Here is a 20,834-nt window from a genome sequence, read left to right as displayed (position 1 = left end):
GTTTCTGGTAGCGCTTCCAGCGTGCCACCAGCGGACTACGGAACCGATGGAAACAGACGTGATCAAGGCCCCCACCGGCACGACGCTCAGCTGCAAGGGCTGGCATCAGGAAGCCGCGCTACGCATGCTGATGAACAATCTGGACCCCGCTGTGGCGGAGCGCCCCGAGGATCTGATTGTCTACGGGGGTGGCGGCAAGGCGGCGCGCGACTGGGACTCGTTCCACCGCATTGTGAGTACCCTGCGGCGGCTGGAAAACGACGAGACGCTGCTGGTGCAAAGCGGCCGCCCTGCGGGGGTTTTTCGCACGCATGAGGAGGCCCCCCGTGCGCTGATCGCCAACGCGCATCTGGTGCCGCGCTGGGCCACCTGGGACGAATTCCGTCGGCTCGATGCGCTGGGGCTCACCATGTACGGACAGATGACGGCCGGCTCATGGATCTACATCGGCACCCAGGGCATCCTGCAGGGCACCTACGAGACCTTTGCCGAGTGCGCCCGCAAGTACTTCGAGGGCACGCTGGAAGGCCGCCTGGTGCTGACCGCGGGTCTCGGTGGCATGGGTGGCGCGCAGCCGCTGGCGGCGACGATGAACGGTGCCGCCTTCCTCGGCATGGACGTGGATGCGGAGCGCATTCGCCGGCGTGTCGAGACGGGCTACTGTGACGAGATGACCGACGATCTGGATACCGCGCTCGAGCGGGTGATGAACGCCCGCACGGCGCGGGAGGCCCTTTCGGTGGGCCTGGTCGGAAACGTGGCCGACGTGCTGCCCGAACTCGTGCGTCGCGGGATCACGCCCGACGTGCTGACCGACCAGACGAGCGCTCACGACCCGGATGTGGGATACATCCCGGCGGGACATACCACCGAGTCGGCGGATGCCTTCCGAAAGCGTGACCCGAGGGGGTACGAGGATGCGGTACTGGACTCGATGGTGGTGCACATCGACGCCATGCTGGCCATGCAGCGGGCGGGTGCAGTGACCTTCGACTACGGCAACAACCTGCGGGGACAGGTAGCCGATCGGCGAGGCCGTCCGGATGCGTTCGACATTCCGGGCTTTGTGCCGGAGTTCATCCGGCCGCTTTTCTGTCGCGGATCAGGGCCGTTCCGCTGGGCCGCGCTGTCCGGCGACCCTCGGGACATCGCCGTCACCGACGACGCCGTGCTGGAGACCTTCCCGGAGAAGGAGGCCCTCGCCCGGTGGATCCACAAGGCCCGCGAAAAAGTGCATTTCCAGGGATTGCCGGCCCGCATCTGCTGGCTGGAGTACGGTGAGCGTGCCGAGATGGGCCTGAAGTTCAATTGGCTGGTCAAGACCGGACGGGTTCAGGCACCGATTGTCATCGGGCGCGACCACCTGGACTCGGGCTCCGTGGCGAGTCCGAACCGGGAGACGGAGGGCATGAAGGACGGCTCCGACGCCATCGCAGACTGGCCGCTGCTGAACGCCCTTCTGAACACCGCCTGCGGCGCCAGCTGGATCTCGCTGCACCACGGTGGTGGCGTCGGCATCGGATACTCCATCCATTCCGGCATGGTCAGCGTGGCGGACGGGACCGAAATGGGAGATCGGCGCCTGGAACGCGTGCTCACTGCAGATCCCGGTACGGGGGTCATGCGACACGCAGACGCCGGCTACACGGAGGCAATCGATACCGCCGACGAGCGGGGCGTTGATCTGCCCATGATCAACGGGGCATGATCCGTATACGCACTTTGGCCGACAATCTCGCGGCGAGCATGGCCGCGCTGCGAAAGGACCCGGCGGCCGTGCTGGAATCACGCGCCCGCCTGGAGGCTGCCATGGCAACCGGCGGCGTCTATTACGGGGTCAACACGGGCTTCGGCAAGCTCGCCTCCAAGCGCATCGACAACGACAAACTCCGGGATCTGCAGCGCAACATCCTCCTGAGTCACGCGGTCGGCGTCGGCGATCCGGTGCCGCGTGAGATAGCCCGCATCATGCTGCAGCTGAAGATCCATGCGCTGGGTCTAGGCTATTCCGGGGTTTCGGAAACCACGTTCCGGCGGCTGCTGGACTTCGAGCGGCTGGACCTCATCCCGTACATCCCGAGTCGGGGCAGCGTGGGTGCCTCCGGGGACCTGGCGCCACTCGCCCATCTGGCCCTTCCGCTCCTGGGTGAGGGCGCTTTTCTGCGCGATGGGCTCCGAGCCGAGCCTGCGGCCGGTGTATTGGCGGCGCACGGCCTTGCGCCCATCGACCTGCAGGCCAAAGACGGCATCGCGCTGCTCAACGGCACGCAGTTGATGGCAGCCTACGGCGCCTTTGTGCTGCAGCGTGCGCACGAGTTGCTGCGTCTGGCGGACCTAATCGGCACCATGAGCCTCGAGGCCCTGCAGGGCTCGGCCACGCCATTCGATGCACGCATCCATGAAGTACGACCTCATCCGGGGCAGCAGCAGGTAGCCCGAAATGTGCGCCTCCTGCTGGAGAACTCGGAGATCCTGGAGTCCCATCGGGAGTGCGGCAAGGTTCAGGACCCGTACTGCCTGCGCTGCATGCCGCAGGTGCACGGGGCCAGCCGGGACGCCATCGAGCACGCGACGCGGGTGGTGGAGACCGAGATGAACTCGGTGACGGACAACCCGCTCGTGTTTGAGCAGCACGACATCATTTCCGGCGGCAACTTTCACGGGCAGCCGCTGGCCCTGGTCCTGGACTATTCAGCCATCGCGCTGGCGGAGCTGGCCAGCATCTCGGAGCGGCGCACGTATCTGCTGCTCGAAGGGCACGACGGCCTGCCGACGCTGCTCATGAAAGAGACCGGGCTGAACTCTGGATTCATGATCCCGCAGTACACCGCCGCCGCGCTGGTTTCCGAGAACAAGGTGCTCTGCCACCCGGCCTCGGTGGATTCCATCCCCACCAGTCTGGGCCAGGAGGACCACGTCTCCATGGGCGCGACCAGTGCACTCAAGTTGCTGCAGGTGCTGCACAACGTGGAGCACGTGATGGCCATTGAGTTGATCGCGGCCGCGCAGGCGCTGGACTACCGGCGGCCGCTACGGCCAGGGAGAGGCATCGAGTTCGCTCACACGGAGATCCGCAAGCGTATTCCGCATCGCGAGGCGGACTACTATTTCCAGGAGGACCTCGAGCCGGCCATTGAACTGGTGCGCAGCCATGAACTGGCCGATGCGGTTTCCGCGATGCTGGGAGACTGATGCCGGTTCTGACGAACATTGGGGTATTGGCCCGCTGCTCCCCGGCCGGAGGCCAACACGAGCTGCACCTCGTGCGCGACGCAGCGCTGGCCTGGAAGGATGGCGAGATCACCTGGGTGGGCTCGGCAGCGCATGCACCGGGAGACGAAGAGGTGCACGATGCGGGAGGCAGACTGGTCGTGCCCGGACTCGTGGACTGCCACACACACCTGGCATTCGGGGGGTGGCGCGCAGACGAGTTTGCACAGAAATGCCGGGGAGCCAGCTACCTGGAGATCCTGGAGTCCGGGGGCGGCATTCGCAATACCATGCGGCAGACACGTGCGGCTTCGGAGGAGGCACTACGGGGTCGCGCCGCAGGCTTCCTGAAAGAGATGGCGCGACTCGGCGTCACGACCGTCGAGGCGAAGAGCGGGTACGGTCTGTCCCTGGAGCATGAGTTGAAGCAACTGCGCGTCTACAGGGAGTTGGGCGTCGAGCCGACCTTTCTCGGAGCGCACGTGGTTCCGCCCGAGTTCGCCGATGCTGATGCGTACATCGACCATCTCATCGTTGCCCTGCCGCAGGTCGCGCCGCTGGCCCGCTTCTGTGACGTCTTTGTCGAGGAGGGCGCGTTCAGCGTCGAGCAGGCGCGCCGGCTGCTCACTGCGGCGTCCGCGTACGGCATGCGCGCCAAACTGCACGTGGACCAGCTGGGGGACGGCGGCGGGGCAGTGCTGGCCGCCGAGGTGGGCGCGATCAGCGCGGACCATCTGGAGTACACGTCCGAGCAAGGCATGCGGGCCATGGCAGCCGCAGGGGTGGTAGCTGTCACCCTGCCCATCGCCAGTCTGTATCTGCGTCAGAAGCCCATGGACGGCCGGGCGTTCCTGGATGCCGGGTGCTCCGTGGCGGTGGCCACCGACTTCAACCCGGGTTCGGCGCCGAGCTACCACCTGCCGTTCGCCATGACCCTGGCCTGCACCATGAATCGGCTCACGCCGGCCGAAGCTCTGAAGGGCGCAACACTGATTGCGGCCCGCGCGCTGGATCTTGAGACCAGCCGGGGATCCCTTGACCCCGGTAAGCGTGCGGATTTTGTTCTCATCAACGCGGAGTCCGTGGAGCAGTGGCTCTACCACTTCGTGCCCAATGCGGCCCACCAGACTTTCGTGGCGGGCGAACCTGTGTTTGATGCCTGAAGCGATCGCCATTCTTTCCACCGGAGGGACCATAGACAAGGTCTACTTCGATGCCCAGAGCGACTATGAGGTTGGGGAGCCGCAGATAGCGGAGATCCTGCGCATGGTCGGTGCTCAGGTGCCGTATACCGTGCACACCCTCTTCCGGAAGGACAGCCTGGACCTGACGGATGCCGACAGGCAGGTGATCCGTCAGATGGTCCTGGCCACCGATGCAGACCGCATTCTGATCACGCACGGCACGGATACCATGGTGGAGACGGCTGAGGTGCTGTCGGATGTGGCCGGCAAGACGATCGTACTGGTGGGGTCACTCACTCCGGCACGGTTCAAGAACTCGGATGCCGAGTTTAACATCGGTTTTGCCATCGCAGCCGTGCAGACGCTCCCGTCCGGCGTGTTTATCGCCATGAACGGATGCGTTTTTCCCTATGATAAAGTCCGCAAAAACCGCAAGATGAATCGGTTTGAAGAGGTGGTGTGAGGGTATAGCGTGTGTGTTTGTGTTGGCCCTGGCCACGCCGGCGGCGGGTCAGGTTATCGACACCCCGGAAGCGATTTGTCCGGCCGAGACCGGATTCGTGGCCGGCGCCCGACCCTTCCTGCCCTTCGGTCCTGTGCGCATGGAGCCGGCGATGCCGGCCGTTGCCAGCGCGCCGGCTCTGGTCTACCTGAGTGATCCGTTCGGGGGCGATGCCGTGGAGGTGACGCTTGAGCGTCTGCACGGAGACGGCACGTCGCTGGACGGGCAGTATGTGCGCGTGGCCAGCGACAAGGTTGATGCGCCGGGTACCGCCACGCCGGGCATTGGAGGGGCTGCCGACTTCCGGTACCAGCCCAACGACTACGTCACCGAGAGCTGCTTCGACCGCGTGGAGGACTGCGCGCTGTTTGACCCGGTCAATGTGTACTACCACGTGGACCGCATGGCCAGCGAGTTCTGGCGCGACCGCATGGGGGTGGATCCGGACTTTCAGGCCGACGTGCGCACCCACATAGCGGGCGATGGGGGCTTCGCCGATCCGCCGCGCTCCCTGATCATGCTGTCGGTGGGCTGGATCTTCATGCACAACGCGGCCAAGGAAGACGAAATCATTTACCATGAGTACACGCACCTGATTGCGGCGCGCCTGGGCTTCGAGCTGGATATCAATTCCCCCGTGGAAGCCCAGGCCATCTCCGAGGGGTATGCGGACTATTTCGCGGCCTCCTTTACCGATGATCCGCGCATCGGCGAGTTCGTGGTGACCTGTCCCCCTCGGCAGGGGTGCCTTGGGCCGCCGAACGACAAGGAGATCCGCACCCTGGCGACCGACCCGGCCGTCTGGAACTGGCAGGGAGGAAATCCGGACTCCGGTCTGAAGTACGGGATCTGCACACGCTTCCACGATCAGGATCTGAAGTGCAAGACCTCCTGGAACAACTACGTGCCGAGGTACACCTGGGCCATCATCTGGGGCAGCTTGCTCTGGGATCTGCGGGCCGAGTTGGGTGCAGACGTGACGGATCGTCTCGCGCTGGAAGCCATGCGCAACACGGACGGGCAGGCCGCCACCCTGGAGCGGGCTGCAGGCCGTCTGATCGATGCTGACCGGTTATTGTTCGCCGGTGTGCATTCCGCTGCCATCGAGGCAACGGCGAGCGACCGCGGAATTGCGGCGCTGACCACGGTGGCGGAGTTGCCTGATGCGGCCAACCTGTCCGTGTTTCCGCGGCCGGCGGGTGTGGAGCTGACCCTCGAGGCCGAGCCGGGCGCGATGCTGACCCTGTTCGACCTGATGGGACGGGTGGTGCGCCGAGAACGGTCGACCGGTCCGGCCCGGTGGGACATCAGCGGATTGGCACCCGGCATGTACTTCCTGCGATCCGAGGGCGCGCGCAGCGAGACGGTGCCCGTCATGATCGCGCGCTGACGCGCTATATTCCGCGCGCTCATGGCGCTACCCTACGCATTCAAGGAAGGACTGGCCGGTTTTCGGCGTGCGGCCTTTGCCTCGGCCGCTTCAACCGGCGCCATGGCCGTGGCGCTGATTCTGGTGAGCGTATTCTTCGCGCTGGGTTTTGAAGCGCAGGAGGTGGCCTCCTGGCTTCGGCAGCGCGTCGGAGAAATCGAGGTCTTTCTGGATGACGTCGACGATCGCGCGGGGCAAACCGTGCATGACCGCATCGCCGTCTTGCCCGGCGTCGAGGGTACCGAATACATCAGCCGGGCACAGGCCGCCGAAATCTTCCGGCAGGAGTTCGGTGAGGGTGCCGAGACGTTCTTCGATGCACCATTCCTGCCCGCCTCCGTACGATTTACGGTCTCGCAGGAGTATGCGAATGCGGACAGCCTGGGTGTCATGGCCGCCGAAATCAGCACCTGGACCTACGTGGACGATGTGCTCTTCAACCAGCCGTTGCTGGTGAAGGTGCAGAAGAACCTTAGACTGCTGACGCTGGGGGGCGGGGCGCTGGCGCTGTTGGTGCTCCTTGCTTCGGTATTCCTGGTGGCCAATACAATTCGCCTGACCATCTATGCGCGAAGGCTGCTCATCAGGACGATGAAGCTGGTCGGCGGGACGGATCGCTTCATTCGCCGGCCGTTTGTGATCGAAGGCATGTTGCAGGGCTTCCTTGCATCGCTCATTGCGCTGGGCGCGCTGGCCGGCTTCTACTCCCTGGCACTGCGCACCCTTCCGCAATGGCCACCACCGGGAGTGGACGAACTCGTCATCTTCGGAATGGCCGTGCTGCTTGGCGGCGTGCTCCTGGGCTGGGCGGGATCTGCGCTGTCCGTCAGGCGATTCGTCCGCAAGGTGGCGCTGCACTAGTCGAGCCTGCCCCGGTTGTCGCGGGCCGTCAGGGCACGACGGCCACGATGCGAAGCGGCCCGCCGGATCCTGCCTCGATGTGCATCGGAAGGGCGATGATGGAAAACCCGGTTGCCGGCAGCGCTGCCATTTCCGCCACGTTTTCAAACGCCGGGATATTGGCCTCGAACAGAATCCGGTGGCTCAGAAAGTCTGAGGACTGGCCAAAGTCGATGGACGGCGTGTCCAGGCCGACGGCAGCCACCGAACGATTGTCGACGAGCCACTGCGCCGCGTCCGGGTGAATGCCGGGGAAATGCAGTTTGGCGACGGCGTCGGGGCCTCGTTCATCCGTGCCCATGTAGGACACGCGGTCCGGCCAGAACTGTGCGTATCCGGTTCGGAAGAGCAGAATGTGGCCGTCGGGGATCTCTCCGTGCTCGGCCTCCCAGGCCTGCAGATCAGAGGGGGCTATCTGATAGTCCGCATCGGCCAGCGCCGCTTCGCTGACATCAATCATCACCGCCGGCGCCACCAGTCGCTCGAGGGGGATCTGGTCTGTCGAGTGCTTGCCCTCGGCAAAGTGCACCGGGGCGTCCAGGTGGGTCCCCCCGTGTTCGGCCGTGCGGAAAGTATTGGCTTCGTACCAGTACCCTCCGTCCGTCATCCCGGCGAAGTCCACGTCGAGCTCGAACCCGTCCGCGGTTGGCCAGAAAGGCGTTTCGGCGTTGTAGACGTGGGTCAGGTCGATGAGCTGACCGGCCGGGAATGCAGCCTGCGGAGCGTTGTCCGGGGTGGTGCAGGCGGTCAGGAGGATGGCCAGGCCGATGACGCTACGCATGTGCAATCAGGTTAGTGGGTTCGTTCCAGTCCAGAACAAGGCGGACCAGCCCTCTGCCGGGGCTGACCCGAGACGAATAGTACAGAATCAGCCACCAACACTGAACGTGGATTGTGTGACGCCGGGCACCGCACCCAAGCCGCGCCGTTACAGGCCCCATGACCGTCGGCATCGTCTTCGACCTGCACAGCGCCTGGCCGTGGCGTCCGGGGGACCCCCCGGATGCGGATGCCGAGTACGAGCCCGAGGAGACGGTAGAAGCCATCGAAGAGGCCCTGCGCGCGCTGGGCCATCAGCCGCTGCGGCTCGGCACACCGCGCGATTTGCTGCGGGACGGACCTCGCGACGTGGACGCTGCGGTCAACATTGCCGAGGGTGCCTGGAGCCGAAATCGGGAGGGCTGGGCGCCCACCTTGCTTGAGATGTGGGGAGTACCATTTACGGGCTCGGACGCGCTCGCCTTGTCCATCAGCCTCGACAAGGTCTACACCAAGCAGATTGCCGGTGTGCGCACTCCCGCCTGGACCACGGTCGCACCGGGCGAAGAGCCTCGGACTCCAGGTCCGTATCCGCTCTTTGTCAAGCCGCGCTTTGAGGGCACCGCCAAGGGTATTCGTCCGTCAAGCGTGGTCTCTGACGCAGGGTCCCTCGCCCGGGAGGTGGCCCACATTCACGCCACCTACGATCAGGACGCACTGGTGGAGACATTCGTGCAGGGCGGGGGCGAGTATACCGTGGCCGTCGTCGGCTGTCCGCCGCAGGCCCTGCCAAAACTGCAACGGGCCGTCGACCCCGACACGGGAATCGGCAGTCATGCCCTGGAGCGCCACGGCGTGGAGGGGTGGACCCTCGAAGGCAGCATTGACCCGGACCTGGAGGAAGAGATGCAGGTCATGTCGCTGCAGGTGTTTCGCGCTCTGGGATGCCGGGACTTTGCGCGCGTTGATTTCCGGGTGGACGCGAACGGCACACCGTGGTTTTTGGAGATCAATCCTCTGCCCACCTTCGCACCGGACGGCACGTTCGCCGTGCTGGCCGAGCTCATGGGCCAGTCCTATCCCGTCTGGCTGGCGGGCGTGCTCGAACAGGCCCTGGACCGCGCGATGCGTGAGGCCGGTCCGAACTACGTGCAGCATGCCACGACCTGATCACGTCTCCCAAACCGACTGGGACGACTGGCGATGGCACATGCGGCATCGTGTCTCCAGTGCGGACGCCCTGTCGCAGTGGATTGAGCCGACTTCTCAGGAGCTGCACGGAATCCGGGAGACGGACGGGATCTTCCGATGGAATATCACGCCGCACTACGCGTCCCTGATGGACCCTCAGGACGCGGCGTGTCCGGTTCGCCGCCAGGTCGTACCCCTGGCCGAGGAATGTGAACCGGACCTGGTGGGGGTCGTCGATCCGCTTGAGGAGGTGGCCCACAGCCCGGTCAAGAACCTGATCCACAACTACCCGGATCGTGTGGCATTCTGCGTCACGTCCGAGTGCGCGATCTACTGCCGGTACTGCCTGCGCAAGCGCATGGTGGGTGACGCGGACGCCATGATGCGCCGCTCAGAGCTGGACGATGCGGTTTCCTATATCCGCGCCCACCCGGAAATCCGGGACGTGCTGCTGACCGGTGGCGATCCCCTCACGTTCAGCGATGGTCGCGTGCGACAACTCCTGGAAGCTGTGCGCTCCGTCCCGCACGTGCACGTGATTCGCGTGGGCAGCCGCATGCCCGTCAAGCTGCCTCAGCGCATCACCGCGGATCTGGCCGGGATCCTGGGAGAGCACCGCATCTGGCTGAACACTCATTTCAACCACGCGCGCGAGTTGTCCTCAGAGGCGGACATCGCACTTGACCGCCTTCTGCGAGCCGGAGTGCCCATCGGCAATCAAACCGTGCTGCTGCGTGGCATCAATGATTCGGGCGATGCGCTCCGTGCCCTCCTGACCGGTCTGGTGGCGAGGCGGGTGAGGCCGTACTACCTCTATCAGGCGCAGCTGATCGGCGGCACACGTCACCTGCGCACGTCCATCGAGCACGGGATGGAGCTCATGGAGTCGCTGCAGGGCACGCTGACCGGATTTGCGATCCCGGTGTACGTGCTGGACACGCCCTACGGCAAGGTGCCGCTGAATCGCTCCTGGGTACTGGGCCGATCAGGCGATCACGTGGTGATGCGCACGACGCGCGGTACGATCTGGGCCGAGCCCAATCCGCGTCCCAAGGATGACCCGTCCAGGCCGTTGCCGGAGATTGCCATGCCCGATGGGGCCGAGACGATCCCGACGGGGGCGGCGAAGTTCGGTGAGGAGCGCTGGGTGGTGCCGGCGTGAAGCGGCCCGGCTAGCGCAGCAGCGTAACCGACCGTGTGAGCACAAAGCCGGGACCCGTGATGCGGTACATGTACAGGCCGCTCGGTAGCCCGGAGGCGTCGAATCGTGCTTCATGTGCGCCCGCTGCACGGAAACCGCTCTCGAGCACTTCAACCTCACGCCCAAGCATGTCGAACACGCTCAGCCGCACGTCACTGCCCACAGGCAGGGTATAGCCGAAGGTCGTTGTAGGATTGAAGGGGTTCGGATAGGCCGGCAGCAGGGCAACTTCACCCGGGAGCTCGGACGACTCCGAAGAAGAACTCATGGCACCGTGCGCCATGCACGTAACGGCCTCGTAGTCGCGGTTGGAGTTGACGCCGATCGCTGCCCACGGGGTGGCGTTACCGGTCGCCAGGTCGATTTCGACCATGTTCGGACCGTCGCCGCCGGGTGTGGCAAACAGGCGGCCGGCGGGGTCAAACGTGAGTCCTTCCAGGTCCTGGGTGGCCAGCGGGGCGATGGTGGTGGCCACGCCGGTTTGCCGATCAATCGAGACCAGAGTCGAATTCTCGGCAGCATCAGTCACCACGGCAACGAAGTCGCCGGTGGTCGGGCTGATGGCGATGTCGTCCACGTGCACGTCTGTGGAGCCAAAGCTGACGCGCACGTAGTCCTTGCCGCTTCCGAAGGCGTCTTCGACAACCCGCCCGCTCGCGGGGTCGATCTGCACCAGGAAGTCGAATGCAGACTTGCGCACCGCGCCGAACAGCTCTCCGGTCGTCGGATCGAACGTCATGCCGTCCACGTCACCGGCAGAAAGCGGGCCTTCGTCGCCGTAGGCGGTACCCAGCCAGCCGACGGGCGCGAAGCGGCCGGTCTCGACATTGATGGTGCCCAGCAGGCCGCCGTCGGCCGCGAAAATGCCGGGTTCGAACGGGTGGAACGCGACGGCCTCGATGTTCAGCGTGCCGGTCATCCCGATCTCGGTTTCCAGGCCTGTGGCCTTTTCCACCTGGGTGACCACGTCAGCGTCAAAGCGCACGCCGTTGTTGTCGGCCACAAGGAAACAGTAGTCCTCCGCACCGCCGGTCTGCGCCGAGGCAGCAAACGCAGGCGCAAAAACAATCAACAAGGCCAGGAATCGACGAGACATGACGTGCTCCGATAGAGATCAATCTCATCGGGTATCGGCCGGTATTGGGGCGACTAAACCGCCAGGGGCCGCTGGAGGGGGCAAACACGCAACGGGGCCGACTCCCCTGTTGGAGAGCCGGCCCCGTTGTGGGAACGCCTTCTGTCGTCCCCGAGTCGCCGTCGGGGAGAGGCGTCTACTTGATCAGGATCATGGAGCGGGTGAATACACCGGCCTTGGTGACCATGCGGGCGAAGTACGTGCCGCTCGGCATGGCATCGGCGCGGAAGGTCACTTCGTGCGTTCCTGCGGACAGGCTGCCCTGGTGCAACAGCGCCACTTCCCGGCCGAGGATGTCGTACACGGCCAGGCGTACGTCACCGGACTCGGGCAGCTTGAAGCTGACGGTGGTCTGGGGATTGAACGGGTTCGGATAGTTGCCGTCCAATGCGTACTCGCCGGGCAGCTCACTCACGGGCTCGTCCTCGGATGAGGTGGACAGGGCCCCGGTTACCGGCACGCCGGTATCGGTGGCCGAGAGGCCGAAGCCTCCGACGGTGCCTGCCACAGGGCCCGCGGCCGAGGTGTGCGCGCCGAAGGGCAGCGTGGAGGAGACGACCTGCATGAGGAAGTCGCCGTTCGCTGCGGTCTCAAAGACCACCTGGCCGTCGTCGCCCGTCTGGGACTGGGCAACCAGCACATCGCCCTGATCGAGGGTACCGTTGGCATTGATGTCGCGGAACAGGTCCACGCCCACGCCTGCGAAGCCGCTCTCGCCGGTCTGGTACTGGCCGTCACCGTTGTCGTCGGCAAAGAGCATCGTGCCCAATGCGTTGACCCGGCCGGTCAGGCAGTCGAGGCCGGATCCGTAGCCGGAGCCGCCGTTCGAACCGCCGGAGCCGCTACCCGGGTCGTACCCGGAGTTGTGGCCCGGTGCCTGCGGTGCGCCCGGATCCGTGTATCCAACGCCGTTGCCGGCTGAGCCATACGCGCCCTGGCCGAGCGTAGCCTCGATGGTGATCGAGATGTCCACGCCGATGTCCAGGTTGATCAGGAGCGGCACGTCGGTAGCGGTCGATGCAAAGAGTTCACCGTTGTTGAAGAACGAGAGGCCGTTCAGGCGTGCGGTGCCCAGGTCGCGGACCTCGTTTACCGTGCCGAATGTGCGGTCGATGCGCGCCATGCGGGCACTCATGCCGTCGGCCGTACCTACGGCGTAGAGACCGCCGTCGACCGGGTTGATCGCGATATCGTCCACCTGCGGAAGGTCACCACCGACCAGGAGGTAGTCGTTGCGAGGCCCAAAAGCGCCGCGCACTGCCGTACCCGTTTCGGGATCGATTTCGATGACCAGATCCGCCGCGTCCTCCCGGGCCACAATGCCGAACAGGCGTCCCTGGAAGGGATCGAACGTCAATCCGGTGACGCTTTCGAAGCGCTGGGGGCCGACCTCGCCTTCGCCTGACCCGATGTAACCCAGGCGCTGGAAGGCACCGGTGAGGGCATCCACAGTGCCGAGGGCCTCGCCGTCCGTGGCAAACAGCGTCTCGGACCACGGGCTGTACGCCACGGCTGCCACATCATCGGAAAGGCCGGCAAGCCGCACATCGGACAGCGCACCGGGCGCGAAGGTCGACACCTCACGATTTCCGGTCAGGTAGCAGAGCGGATCGTCCGAGGGGGCCTGGGGATAGGAGGGATAGGACTCCCGGAAGCCGAACTCAATGCCGGTGACATGGGCGCCACGGGACACCCAGACGGGCACGCGGGCAGCCGTCGTGCGGAAGTAGCCGGCCGGGACGGTGATGTCGAGAATGCGCAGGCAGTACTCGCCGGTCTCCACATCCCAGAACGTCACGTTGCCGCTCTTGTCGGAGTCGAGTGAAGCAACCTCCACGTCATCGAAGGTGCCGCAGGTGCGGTCTTCACCAATCGTGGTGAGATCCACCTCGAAGCCGCCCAGGCCGGTATCGTAGTGGTTGAAGACGCCGTCCACATCCGCATCGAGGAAGACGAAGGCTGAAACGGAGCCCTTGGGCTCGGGCAGCTGGTCTACGAAGATGGAAACGCAGTCCTGATCGTCCTCGGCGTCGGGGCCGCCCACGAGTTTGCCGTAGGCTTCGGCACCGGAGCGCGAGTCGCGATCGCCCTGATCGGCATCCCAAACCTCGGCGCAATTGCGGATCTCGCCGTCGTCATCCACACGGGCGCGGAACGAAACTGTCACCGACTTGCCGGGACGAATCTCGTCGATGGTCCAGGTGAATGCACTCTGGTCGAACGTGATGCCACCGGGCTGCCCGGGCACGGAAGAATCCGTGGCGGAGCCGTCCTCAAACCAGAGTCGGTTCGAGAAGTAGTCCTTGATGACGACGTTGGTCGCGCTGGCAGTCGGAATCTCGACACCCTGCTCGAACATGCGGTTCGTGACCGTGATCGAGTACGTCACATAGTCGCCCACGCGAGGGTTCTCGTTCGAGACATGCTTCACCAGCTCCAGGTCCGGACGGCGGGGCGTTACCCAGACGGTGACGCAGTCCTGATCATCTTCCGACTCGTGGCCGTAAGCCAACGGACCGCCGGCCTCCACTGCTGTTCGGGAGTCGCGGTCGCGCGGATCCGCTGCGTGGACCTCGGCGCAGTTGGAGTACTCTCCGGCATTGACCATCTCGGCCTGGAAGACCAGGGTAAGTGCCTTGCCTGCGCGCAGGCTCTCGATGTGCCAGGAGGTGTTGTGGGGGTTGAAGGTGATGCCGTTGGGGCCTCCCACCGTAGCCGACCCGTCGACATAGTGCTGACCGGGCTGCAGGTAGTCGGCGATGGTGATGTTGGTTGCGTCGGCCGTCGGGATGTCGCGTCCCTGCTCCACCGCGCGGTTGCGCACCGTCACCGAGTAGGTGATGATGTCACCCTGGATCGGGCGGTCGTTGTCGACCACCTTCTGGACTTCGAGATCAACCAGGAGGGGGCCGGCCCAGAGGGAGACACAGTCCTCATCATCCTGCCGCTTCGCTCCCGCAAGAGGTCCACCGGCTTCCTCACCGGTGGTGGAATCGCGGTCCTTCATGTCCGCGTCCCAGACTTCCGCGCAGTTGGTGTATTCACCCTCGGCCTCCACCCGAGCCCGGATGGAGAGACTGGTTGCCTTGCCCGGGTTGAGTTCTTCGAGATGCCAGGTGGTCGTGGACTCGTCAAACGTACCGAGCTGCACCGAGTGGTCGACCAGGGTCAGCCCATGAGGCAGGTAGTCCTTGACCTGGATGTCGCGGGCGACGTTGGTCGGGAACGTGCGACCGTCCTCGGACTCGGTATTGTTCGAGAGCGTGATCGTGAACGTAACGATGTCTCCTTCCAGCGGGTAGGAGTTGTCGACGACCTTGATCACTTCCAGGTCGATGGTCTTGCCCTGGGAGGGGCGCACGATGACCATGCTGCGATTGTTGGCCGGTGTCAGATCCGGGAGCGAGCCGCCGCTTTCCACGGTGGCTTCGTTCGTGAACGTGGTGGCACACGCCACCCAGCCGAACTGCCGGAAGGTTGCCGACTCCCCGGCACCGAGATCCAACACCCAGGTGGTCGTCTTGAAGTCACCCACCTGTGCGTACCCGCGTGAGACTTCCGGCTGGTTGATGCGCTGGAAACAGCCGCTGGGGTCAGCCAGCACGTCACGAATCACGATGCCCTGGACGGCGGGCCCGTGGTTGGTCACCGTAAGGTGGAAAGACATGCGTTGTCCGACGACCGGGTCCGTGTGAGAGACGGTCTTCACGACCTCCACGTCCGTGGAAGGGACCGGCCAGACCCAGACTTCTGCCTCGTGACCCACCGTGTCGGAGTCCGGATTGCTTCCGGAGCTGATGACCGATGCCTTGTTGGAGAACTGCGTGACGCAGGTGACCCTGGCAGCCTGGGTGGCCGTCATGGTCTGGCCCGCCGCCATGGTGCCCGTCCAGCGGAAGCCTTCGTCGGGCGTACCGATCCAGTTGCCGTGCGAAAACTGCGGCTGGCCGATCGTCTCCACGCAACCGGCGCCGTCATTGAACTGGTCCAGCACCTTCACCAGGTTGCTGGCTTCGCCGGAGTTCGTGAGCGTGACCGTAAACTCAATGCGCTCGCCGATGGCCGGCGACGCATTGGACACGGTCTTGGTAATGCTCAGGTCGGCACCGGCGTTGTCGGCGCCAGCCGTCGCTGCCGTCGCCGGGGCCGCCAGCAGCGCGGCAGCCGCCAGGGAGGCAAGGCCTGATCGAAGCGTCTTGAGGAAGGGGGTACGCATACGTGTGTCTGTTGTAAGCGGGAGGTGAGTGGCCGCCGGGTTGGGTGCAGAACCCGTTTCCGGACGGCGGCCGCGAACGCGCGGCGGCCGGGCCTGTGTGTCGCCCGGCTTGCCGCGCTGTGGCGTTGCGGCGGACCCGAGGGGTCCGGCGCGTGGACGCGGGTTCCGGGCCGCCGACCCGGAACCCGCCTGTCCCGCTACTTGAGGAGGACCATGGTTTTCGTCTGCACGCCGAGGGCTCCGGCCAGGCGGGCCATATAGGTGCCGCTCGGCAGATCGCCGGCCTCGAAGGTGACTTCGTGCGAACCGGCACCCACTACACCGTCGACCAGGACGGCCATCTCGCGTCCGAGCACGTCGTGCACCGAGAGGCGAACCTGACCGGACTCCGGCATCCGGAAGGACACCGTGGTCTGCGGGTTGAAGGGGTTCGGGTAGTTGCCGGCGAGACCGAAGCCGCTCGGCAGCTCCGAAGAGGCCTCGGTAGAGGTACCGAAGGCGCCATCTGCGGTGATACTCAGCCCGTAGCCGTCAACCGAAGCGGCGGCGATCATGGCCGAGCCCGCGTCGGTGGCCTGCATCACAAACGCTCCTGTTGCCGCCACGGCGAAGGTGGCCTGACCGTTCTCCGCGGTGGTGGTAGCTACAAGGAGGTCGTTCGCAGATACCGTACCGTCGATATCCATGTCGCGGTAGAGCTCCACCTCGGTGCCGCTCGTTACGGCAACGGAGAGGTAGGACGGCTCTGCCGTGAGGCAGTCGATGGACTCGTAGTCGCGGTTGCCGTTTACGCCGATCGAAGCGTGCACCTTGACCTGCAGGCTGTGCTTGTCGATCTCCACGATCGCCTCGGTGCCTTCACCGGCCGTGCCGTAGAGCGTGCCGTTGTTGAAGAAAGCCAGACCTTCCACGTTCTCGATCGGCAGATCAAGCACCTTCTGGATCCAGCCCGTGTGCGGGTCGATCACTACGAGGCGGCTGTGCATGCCGTCGTGGTTGTTGATCGCAAAGAGCTTCTTGGTCTCCGGGTCCACGGCGAGGTCGTCGATGTCGTCGAGCTCGGGACCGTAGTAGTGGCCGCTCTCCGGCTTGATCACCAGGTAGTCGATGCCGTGACCGAACGCGTTCGTGATTGCTTTGCCGGTCTTCGGATCGATCTGGATCAGCAGATCGCGCAGACCGGTGCGGCGAACCGAACCGAACATCACTCCGGAGTAGGGATCGAAGGTGAGGCCATCGACGTCCAGGAACGCCAGCCATCCGTCTTCGCCTTCGCCGCCTCCGAACTCACCGATCTCGGTGAACTTGCCGGTGTACCGGTCAAGCGTGCCGAGGGAGCGCGCGTTGGATGCGTAGAGCTGCTTGTTCCATGGGTTGTAGGCGACGGCCTCGATGAGCTCCGTATGCGTGCCACCGATCACCTCGTCCTGATACGCACCTTGCGTAAGGCGGGTGAGCACATCCGCGCTGCCATGGCCCTTTCCGTCATTGTCGGCCACGAGGTAGCACAACGTGTCGCCGCTCGGCGGCGGAGGCGGAGGCGTCACGTGACCCGACTTGAAGCCGAAGTTGACGACGGCGTTGCCGCCTTTGGTCACAACCACCTTCACCGGATCGGGCGAGGTACGGGTGAATCCGTGCGGGATCGCGATGTCCAGGATGCGCACGCAGTAGGTACCGGCGTCGACGTCCCAGAAGGCGTACTTGCCCTGGTGGTCGGTGTCGTCAGTGGCCAGCTCCTTGTCGTCGCCGCCTCCGCAGACGTAGTCCTTGCCGAGGTCGGTGAGGTCTACCTCGAATCCGCTCAGACCCGGCTCGCCGTGATCCAGCACGCCGTTGTAGTTCAGGTCGTTGAAGACAACACCGGTGACGGAGCCCTTGCCGACCGGGGGAGTGGTCTGACCCACCCAGTAGTCGACGCAGTCGTCGTCGTCCTCATTGCCCACGAGCTGGCCGCCGGCCTCATCGCCCGTCTTCGAGTCGCGGTCCTTCTGATCCGCATCCCAGACCTCGGCGCAGTTCTTGAACTCGCCTTTCTGGTCTACGCGGGCCTTGAGCGTCAGTGTCACCGTCTGGCCGGGAGCAATCCACTCGATGTACCACGTAGCGGCATGCTTGTCAAAAGTGATGCCGTTCGAGGCGTGGGCGCTTCCGCCGTCAATCACCCACAGGCCGGCCGGGAGGTAGTCCTTGACGATGACGTTGGTCGCCTTCGCTGTCGGCACGGTCTGGTGGTGCTCCTTGTCGTTGTTGGTGACGTTGAGGGTGAAGGTGACGATGTCGCCCACTTTGGGATTGGCATTGTCGATGGACTTGTCCAGCTCCAGGTCGATGAGCGGCCTGTCGGCCACCCAGAACTCGACGCAGTCCTGGTCATCTTCGTCACCGATCAGGACACCACCGGCGACATCGCCCGTCTGGGAGTCGCGATCCTTCTGGTCTGCGTCCCAGACTTCGGCGCAGTTCGTGAACTCGCCAGCCTTCTCGGCGCGCGCCTTCAGTTTGAGCACAACGCTCTGACCCGGCGCGATCCATTCAATGGTCCATTTGACGTTGGTGTCGTCAAAGGTGATGCCGTTGGCTTGCGCGTGGTCGCTCGAACCTTCCACCAGCCAGAAGCCGTGCGGTAGGTAATCAGCTACCATGACATTGGTCGCCTTGGCGGTCGATCCGTCGTGGTCGTTGTTCTTGACCGTGATGGTAAACTCGGCCGTGTCGCCCACGGTCAGGTTCGTTTTGTCCATCGTCTTGGTCAGCTCGAGGTCGATGAGCGCAGGGCTCGCCCAGAGGGCGGCGCAGTCCTGGTCGTCTTCCTTGCCGATGAGCTGGCCGCCGGCCTCGGCGCCGGTCTTGGAGTCACGGTCGAACTCGTTGTCGTCCCAGACTTCGGCGCAGTTCTCGAACTCGCCTTCCTTGTCCACGGTCACAACCAGCGTCGCGGCGAGGCTCTTGCCCGCAGCCAACTGGTCGACGTGCCACGTGAGCGAGCTGTTGTCGAACGTCGTGCCGGCCGGCACATTTGCCGTGTGGAGCGAGAGGCCGTGGGGCAGATAGTCTGCCACCTGGATGCCCGTAGCCGTGGCGGTCTCCACCGTGCCGTGCTGGTCGTTGTTCTTCAGCGTCAGCGTGAAGGTGACCTTGTCACCGACAGTCGGATAGGGGTTGTCGACCACCTTGGTCAGTTCGAGGTCGATCGTGCGCGGCTGCGCCCAGAGGCTGGCACAGTCCTGGTCGTCCTCGGCATGCGGGCCGCCCACGAGCTCGCCGTGCGCTTCGGCGCCCGTCTGCGAGTCGCGATCGATTTCGTTATCGTCCCAGACTTCGGCGCAGTTCGTGAACTCGCCGTCCTTGTCGACGGTCGCGATCAGCGAAAGCGAGATGCTCTTGCCGGCCTCGAGCTGGTCAATGGTCCAGGTAAGTTTGTGGGAGTCAAACGTCACACCGTGGCCGTTGGGGGAGGCACTGTGGAAGGACAGGCCGTGCGGGAGGTAGTCCACCACCTGAATGCCCGTGGCCGTGGCCGTGCGCACGGTGCCCCACTCGTCGTTGTTCTTCAGGGTGAGGGTAAACTCCACCTTGTCGCCGACGGTCGGGTACGGGTTGTCGACCACTTTCTCGAGCTCGAGGTCGATAGTGCGCGGCTGCGCCCAGATGCTTGCGCAATCCTGGTCGTCCTCGGCATCGGGACCGCCGACGAGTTCGCCGTGGGCCTCGTCGCCCGTCTTGGAATCGCGGTCCTTCTGGTGCGCGTCCCAGACCTCGGTGCAGTTCGTGAGCTCGCCGTCCTTGACCACAAGTGCGGTCAGTACGAGCGATACGCTCTTGCCGGGCTCCATGCGGTCGATGGTCCACTTGGTCTTGGACTCATCGAAGGTGATGCCAAAGCCGCTTGAGGCGGAGTGGAAGGTGAGACCGTGGGGGAGGTAGTCTGCAACCTGGATTCCCGTGGCAGTGGCCGTTGCCACCTTCTTGCCGTGGGCATCCACGTCGTTGTTCTTAAGCGTCAGCGTGAACGTGACCTTGTCACCAACCGTCGGACGCTCGTTGTCGACGACCTTCTCGAGTTCGAGATCGATGCGCGGCTTCTGGAAGCCAAACTTGATCCCGGTTACGTCTTCGCCTGCACCTACTTTGACCTTAACAGGATTCTCCGTCGTCCGCTGAAAGCCGTGGGGAATCGTGATGTCGTCGATTTCAACGCAGTACGTGCCGGGAATGACATCCCAGAACGCGTAGTTGCCTGCTGCGTCGGAGTCTACCGAGGCGACCTCCTTGTCGTCGTGCGTGCCGCAGGTGTGGTCGTTGCCGATTTCGTTCAGATCGATTTCGAATCCAAGCAGACCGGACTCGTGCGCGTTGAAGACACCGTCTCCGTTAACGTCGTCGAACACCATGCCCGAGATCGAGCCGGTGTTGACCGCCCAGAATTCGGCGCAGTCCTCATCGTCTTCTCCCAAATGCAAACCGGCGAGGGCCGCATAGGCCTCCGCCCCCGTCTTGGAGTCGATGTCCTTTTGGTCGGCGTCCCAGATCTCGGCGCAGTTCTTGAACTCGCCGACCTGGTTGACGCGGGCCTTGAACTGCAGATCTACCGACTGCCCTGCGTTCAACCACTCAATCGTCCACGTCAGCGTGCTGTGATTGAAGGTGATCCCGTGCTCGCCGCCCGTCGTGGCCGAGTGCTGCAGCGCGGTAAGGCCGTGTGGCAGGTAGTCCTTTACAATGATGTTCGTGGCCTTGTTGGCCTGGCCGTGCGCGGGCTTGTTGCTCACCGTGATGGTGTACACAACGTCCTCACCGACGGCGGCGAACTGTTTGTCGACGACCTTGCTCAGCTCCAGGTCCACCTTTCCGGAGGTCTGGGCCGCGGCCGGAAGGGCGACGGCAAGGAGCAGCAGGGCGAAGAGCGCCCAGGCCGTGAAATCGGCGATCGATGCGCGCGAACGCGTCTTGATCGGGTTAGAGGTATACATGGCGTAGCTGTCCTCCAACATGCTGTGATGCGGATTCGGGCCGCGCTCATCCGGAGGGGAGCACAGCCGGTTATGTGTTCAGCGGACGCCGGGGTGTGTGATGTGCGGGTCGGCGGAGCGCAACCTCCGTGGAT

12 protein-coding genes are annotated in these 20,834 nt (G+C 64.5%); 8 read left to right on the top strand and 4 right to left on the bottom strand.

Translation table 11 applies throughout. The features are described from left to right. Nucleotides 1-46 precede the first annotated feature (46 nt). From hutU to JJ896_02070, 6 genes are read left to right on the top strand one after another with little or no spacing between them, the layout of a single operon-like run. A complete protein-coding gene (hutU, locus tag JJ896_02095) occupies nucleotides 47-1,708 on the top strand; it encodes a urocanate hydratase (GenBank protein MBO6778420.1) in 1,662 nt (553 codons plus the stop codon). Further along, nucleotides 1,705-3,192: a histidine ammonia-lyase gene (hutH, locus tag JJ896_02090; GenBank protein MBO6778419.1), complete on the top strand. Its 1,488-nt coding sequence runs from the start codon at nucleotides 1,705-1,707 to the stop codon at nucleotides 3,190-3,192. The genes hutU and hutH overlap by 4 nt, the downstream gene beginning before the upstream one ends. Continuing rightward, the gene (locus JJ896_02085) at nucleotides 3,192-4,373 is read left to right on the top strand and encodes an imidazolonepropionase (GenBank protein ID MBO6778418.1); all 1,182 of its coding nucleotides are present in this window, start codon (nucleotides 3,192-3,194) and stop codon (nucleotides 4,371-4,373) included. The genes hutH and JJ896_02085 overlap by 1 nt, the downstream gene beginning before the upstream one ends. Then, on the top strand, nucleotides 4,366-4,857 hold the full coding sequence (locus JJ896_02080; protein MBO6778417.1) for an asparaginase: 492 nt from the start codon (nucleotides 4,366-4,368) through the stop codon (nucleotides 4,855-4,857). Before JJ896_02085 ends, JJ896_02080 begins: the two co-directional genes overlap by 8 nt. After that, on the top strand, nucleotides 4,841-6,286 hold the full coding sequence (locus JJ896_02075) for a T9SS type A sorting domain-containing protein (GenBank protein ID MBO6778416.1): 1,446 nt from the start codon (nucleotides 4,841-4,843) through the stop codon (nucleotides 6,284-6,286). The genes JJ896_02080 and JJ896_02075 overlap by 17 nt, the downstream gene beginning before the upstream one ends. Nucleotides 6,287-6,307: 21 nt before the next feature. Further along, entirely contained in the window at nucleotides 6,308-7,186 is an 879-nt protein-coding gene (locus JJ896_02070) for a hypothetical protein (GenBank protein ID MBO6778415.1), read from the top strand. Between the two features lie 28 nt (nucleotides 7,187-7,214). Here JJ896_02070 and JJ896_02065 read toward each other — a convergent pair whose 3' ends face one another. Next, nucleotides 7,215-8,006 carry a cyclase family protein gene (locus tag JJ896_02065; GenBank protein ID MBO6778414.1) on the bottom strand — a complete coding sequence of 264 codons (792 nt, stop codon included), beginning with the start codon at nucleotides 8,004-8,006 and terminating at the stop codon, nucleotides 7,215-7,217. A 158-nt stretch (nucleotides 8,007-8,164) separates the two neighbouring features. Here JJ896_02065 and JJ896_02060 point away from each other — a divergent pair, with 158 nt between their 5' ends. Continuing rightward, nucleotides 8,165-9,154, top strand: a complete 990-nt coding sequence (locus JJ896_02060) for a hypothetical protein (protein ID MBO6778413.1) — start codon at nucleotides 8,165-8,167, stop codon at nucleotides 9,152-9,154. Next, nucleotides 9,141-10,337: a KamA family radical SAM protein gene (locus JJ896_02055; protein MBO6778412.1), complete on the top strand. Its 1,197-nt coding sequence runs from the start codon at nucleotides 9,141-9,143 to the stop codon at nucleotides 10,335-10,337. The genes JJ896_02060 and JJ896_02055 overlap by 14 nt, the downstream gene beginning before the upstream one ends. Nucleotides 10,338-10,347: 10 nt before the next feature. Here JJ896_02055 and JJ896_02050 read toward each other — a convergent pair whose 3' ends face one another. From JJ896_02050 to JJ896_02040, 3 genes are all read right to left on the bottom strand, one after another. Beyond that, nucleotides 10,348-11,472, bottom strand: a complete 1,125-nt coding sequence (locus JJ896_02050; protein ID MBO6778411.1) for a T9SS type A sorting domain-containing protein — start codon at nucleotides 11,470-11,472, stop codon at nucleotides 10,348-10,350. A gap of 175 nt (nucleotides 11,473-11,647) precedes the next feature. Beyond that, on the bottom strand, nucleotides 11,648-15,727 hold the full coding sequence (locus tag JJ896_02045; protein MBO6778410.1) for a DUF11 domain-containing protein: 4,080 nt from the start codon (nucleotides 15,725-15,727) through the stop codon (nucleotides 11,648-11,650). Between the two features lie 197 nt (nucleotides 15,728-15,924). Then, nucleotides 15,925-20,721, bottom strand: coding sequence for a DUF11 domain-containing protein (locus JJ896_02040; protein MBO6778409.1), 4,797 nt, complete (start codon nucleotides 20,719-20,721; stop codon nucleotides 15,925-15,927). Nucleotides 20,722-20,834: the final 113 nt, after the last annotated feature.

Source organism: Rhodothermales bacterium, assembly GCA_017643395.1.
Classification (GTDB): Bacteria; Bacteroidota; Rhodothermia; order Rhodothermales; family UBA10348; genus JABDJZ01.
The sequence above is the reverse complement of the archived record's forward strand: the minus strand, read 5'-3'. Positions and strand labels throughout refer to the sequence as shown.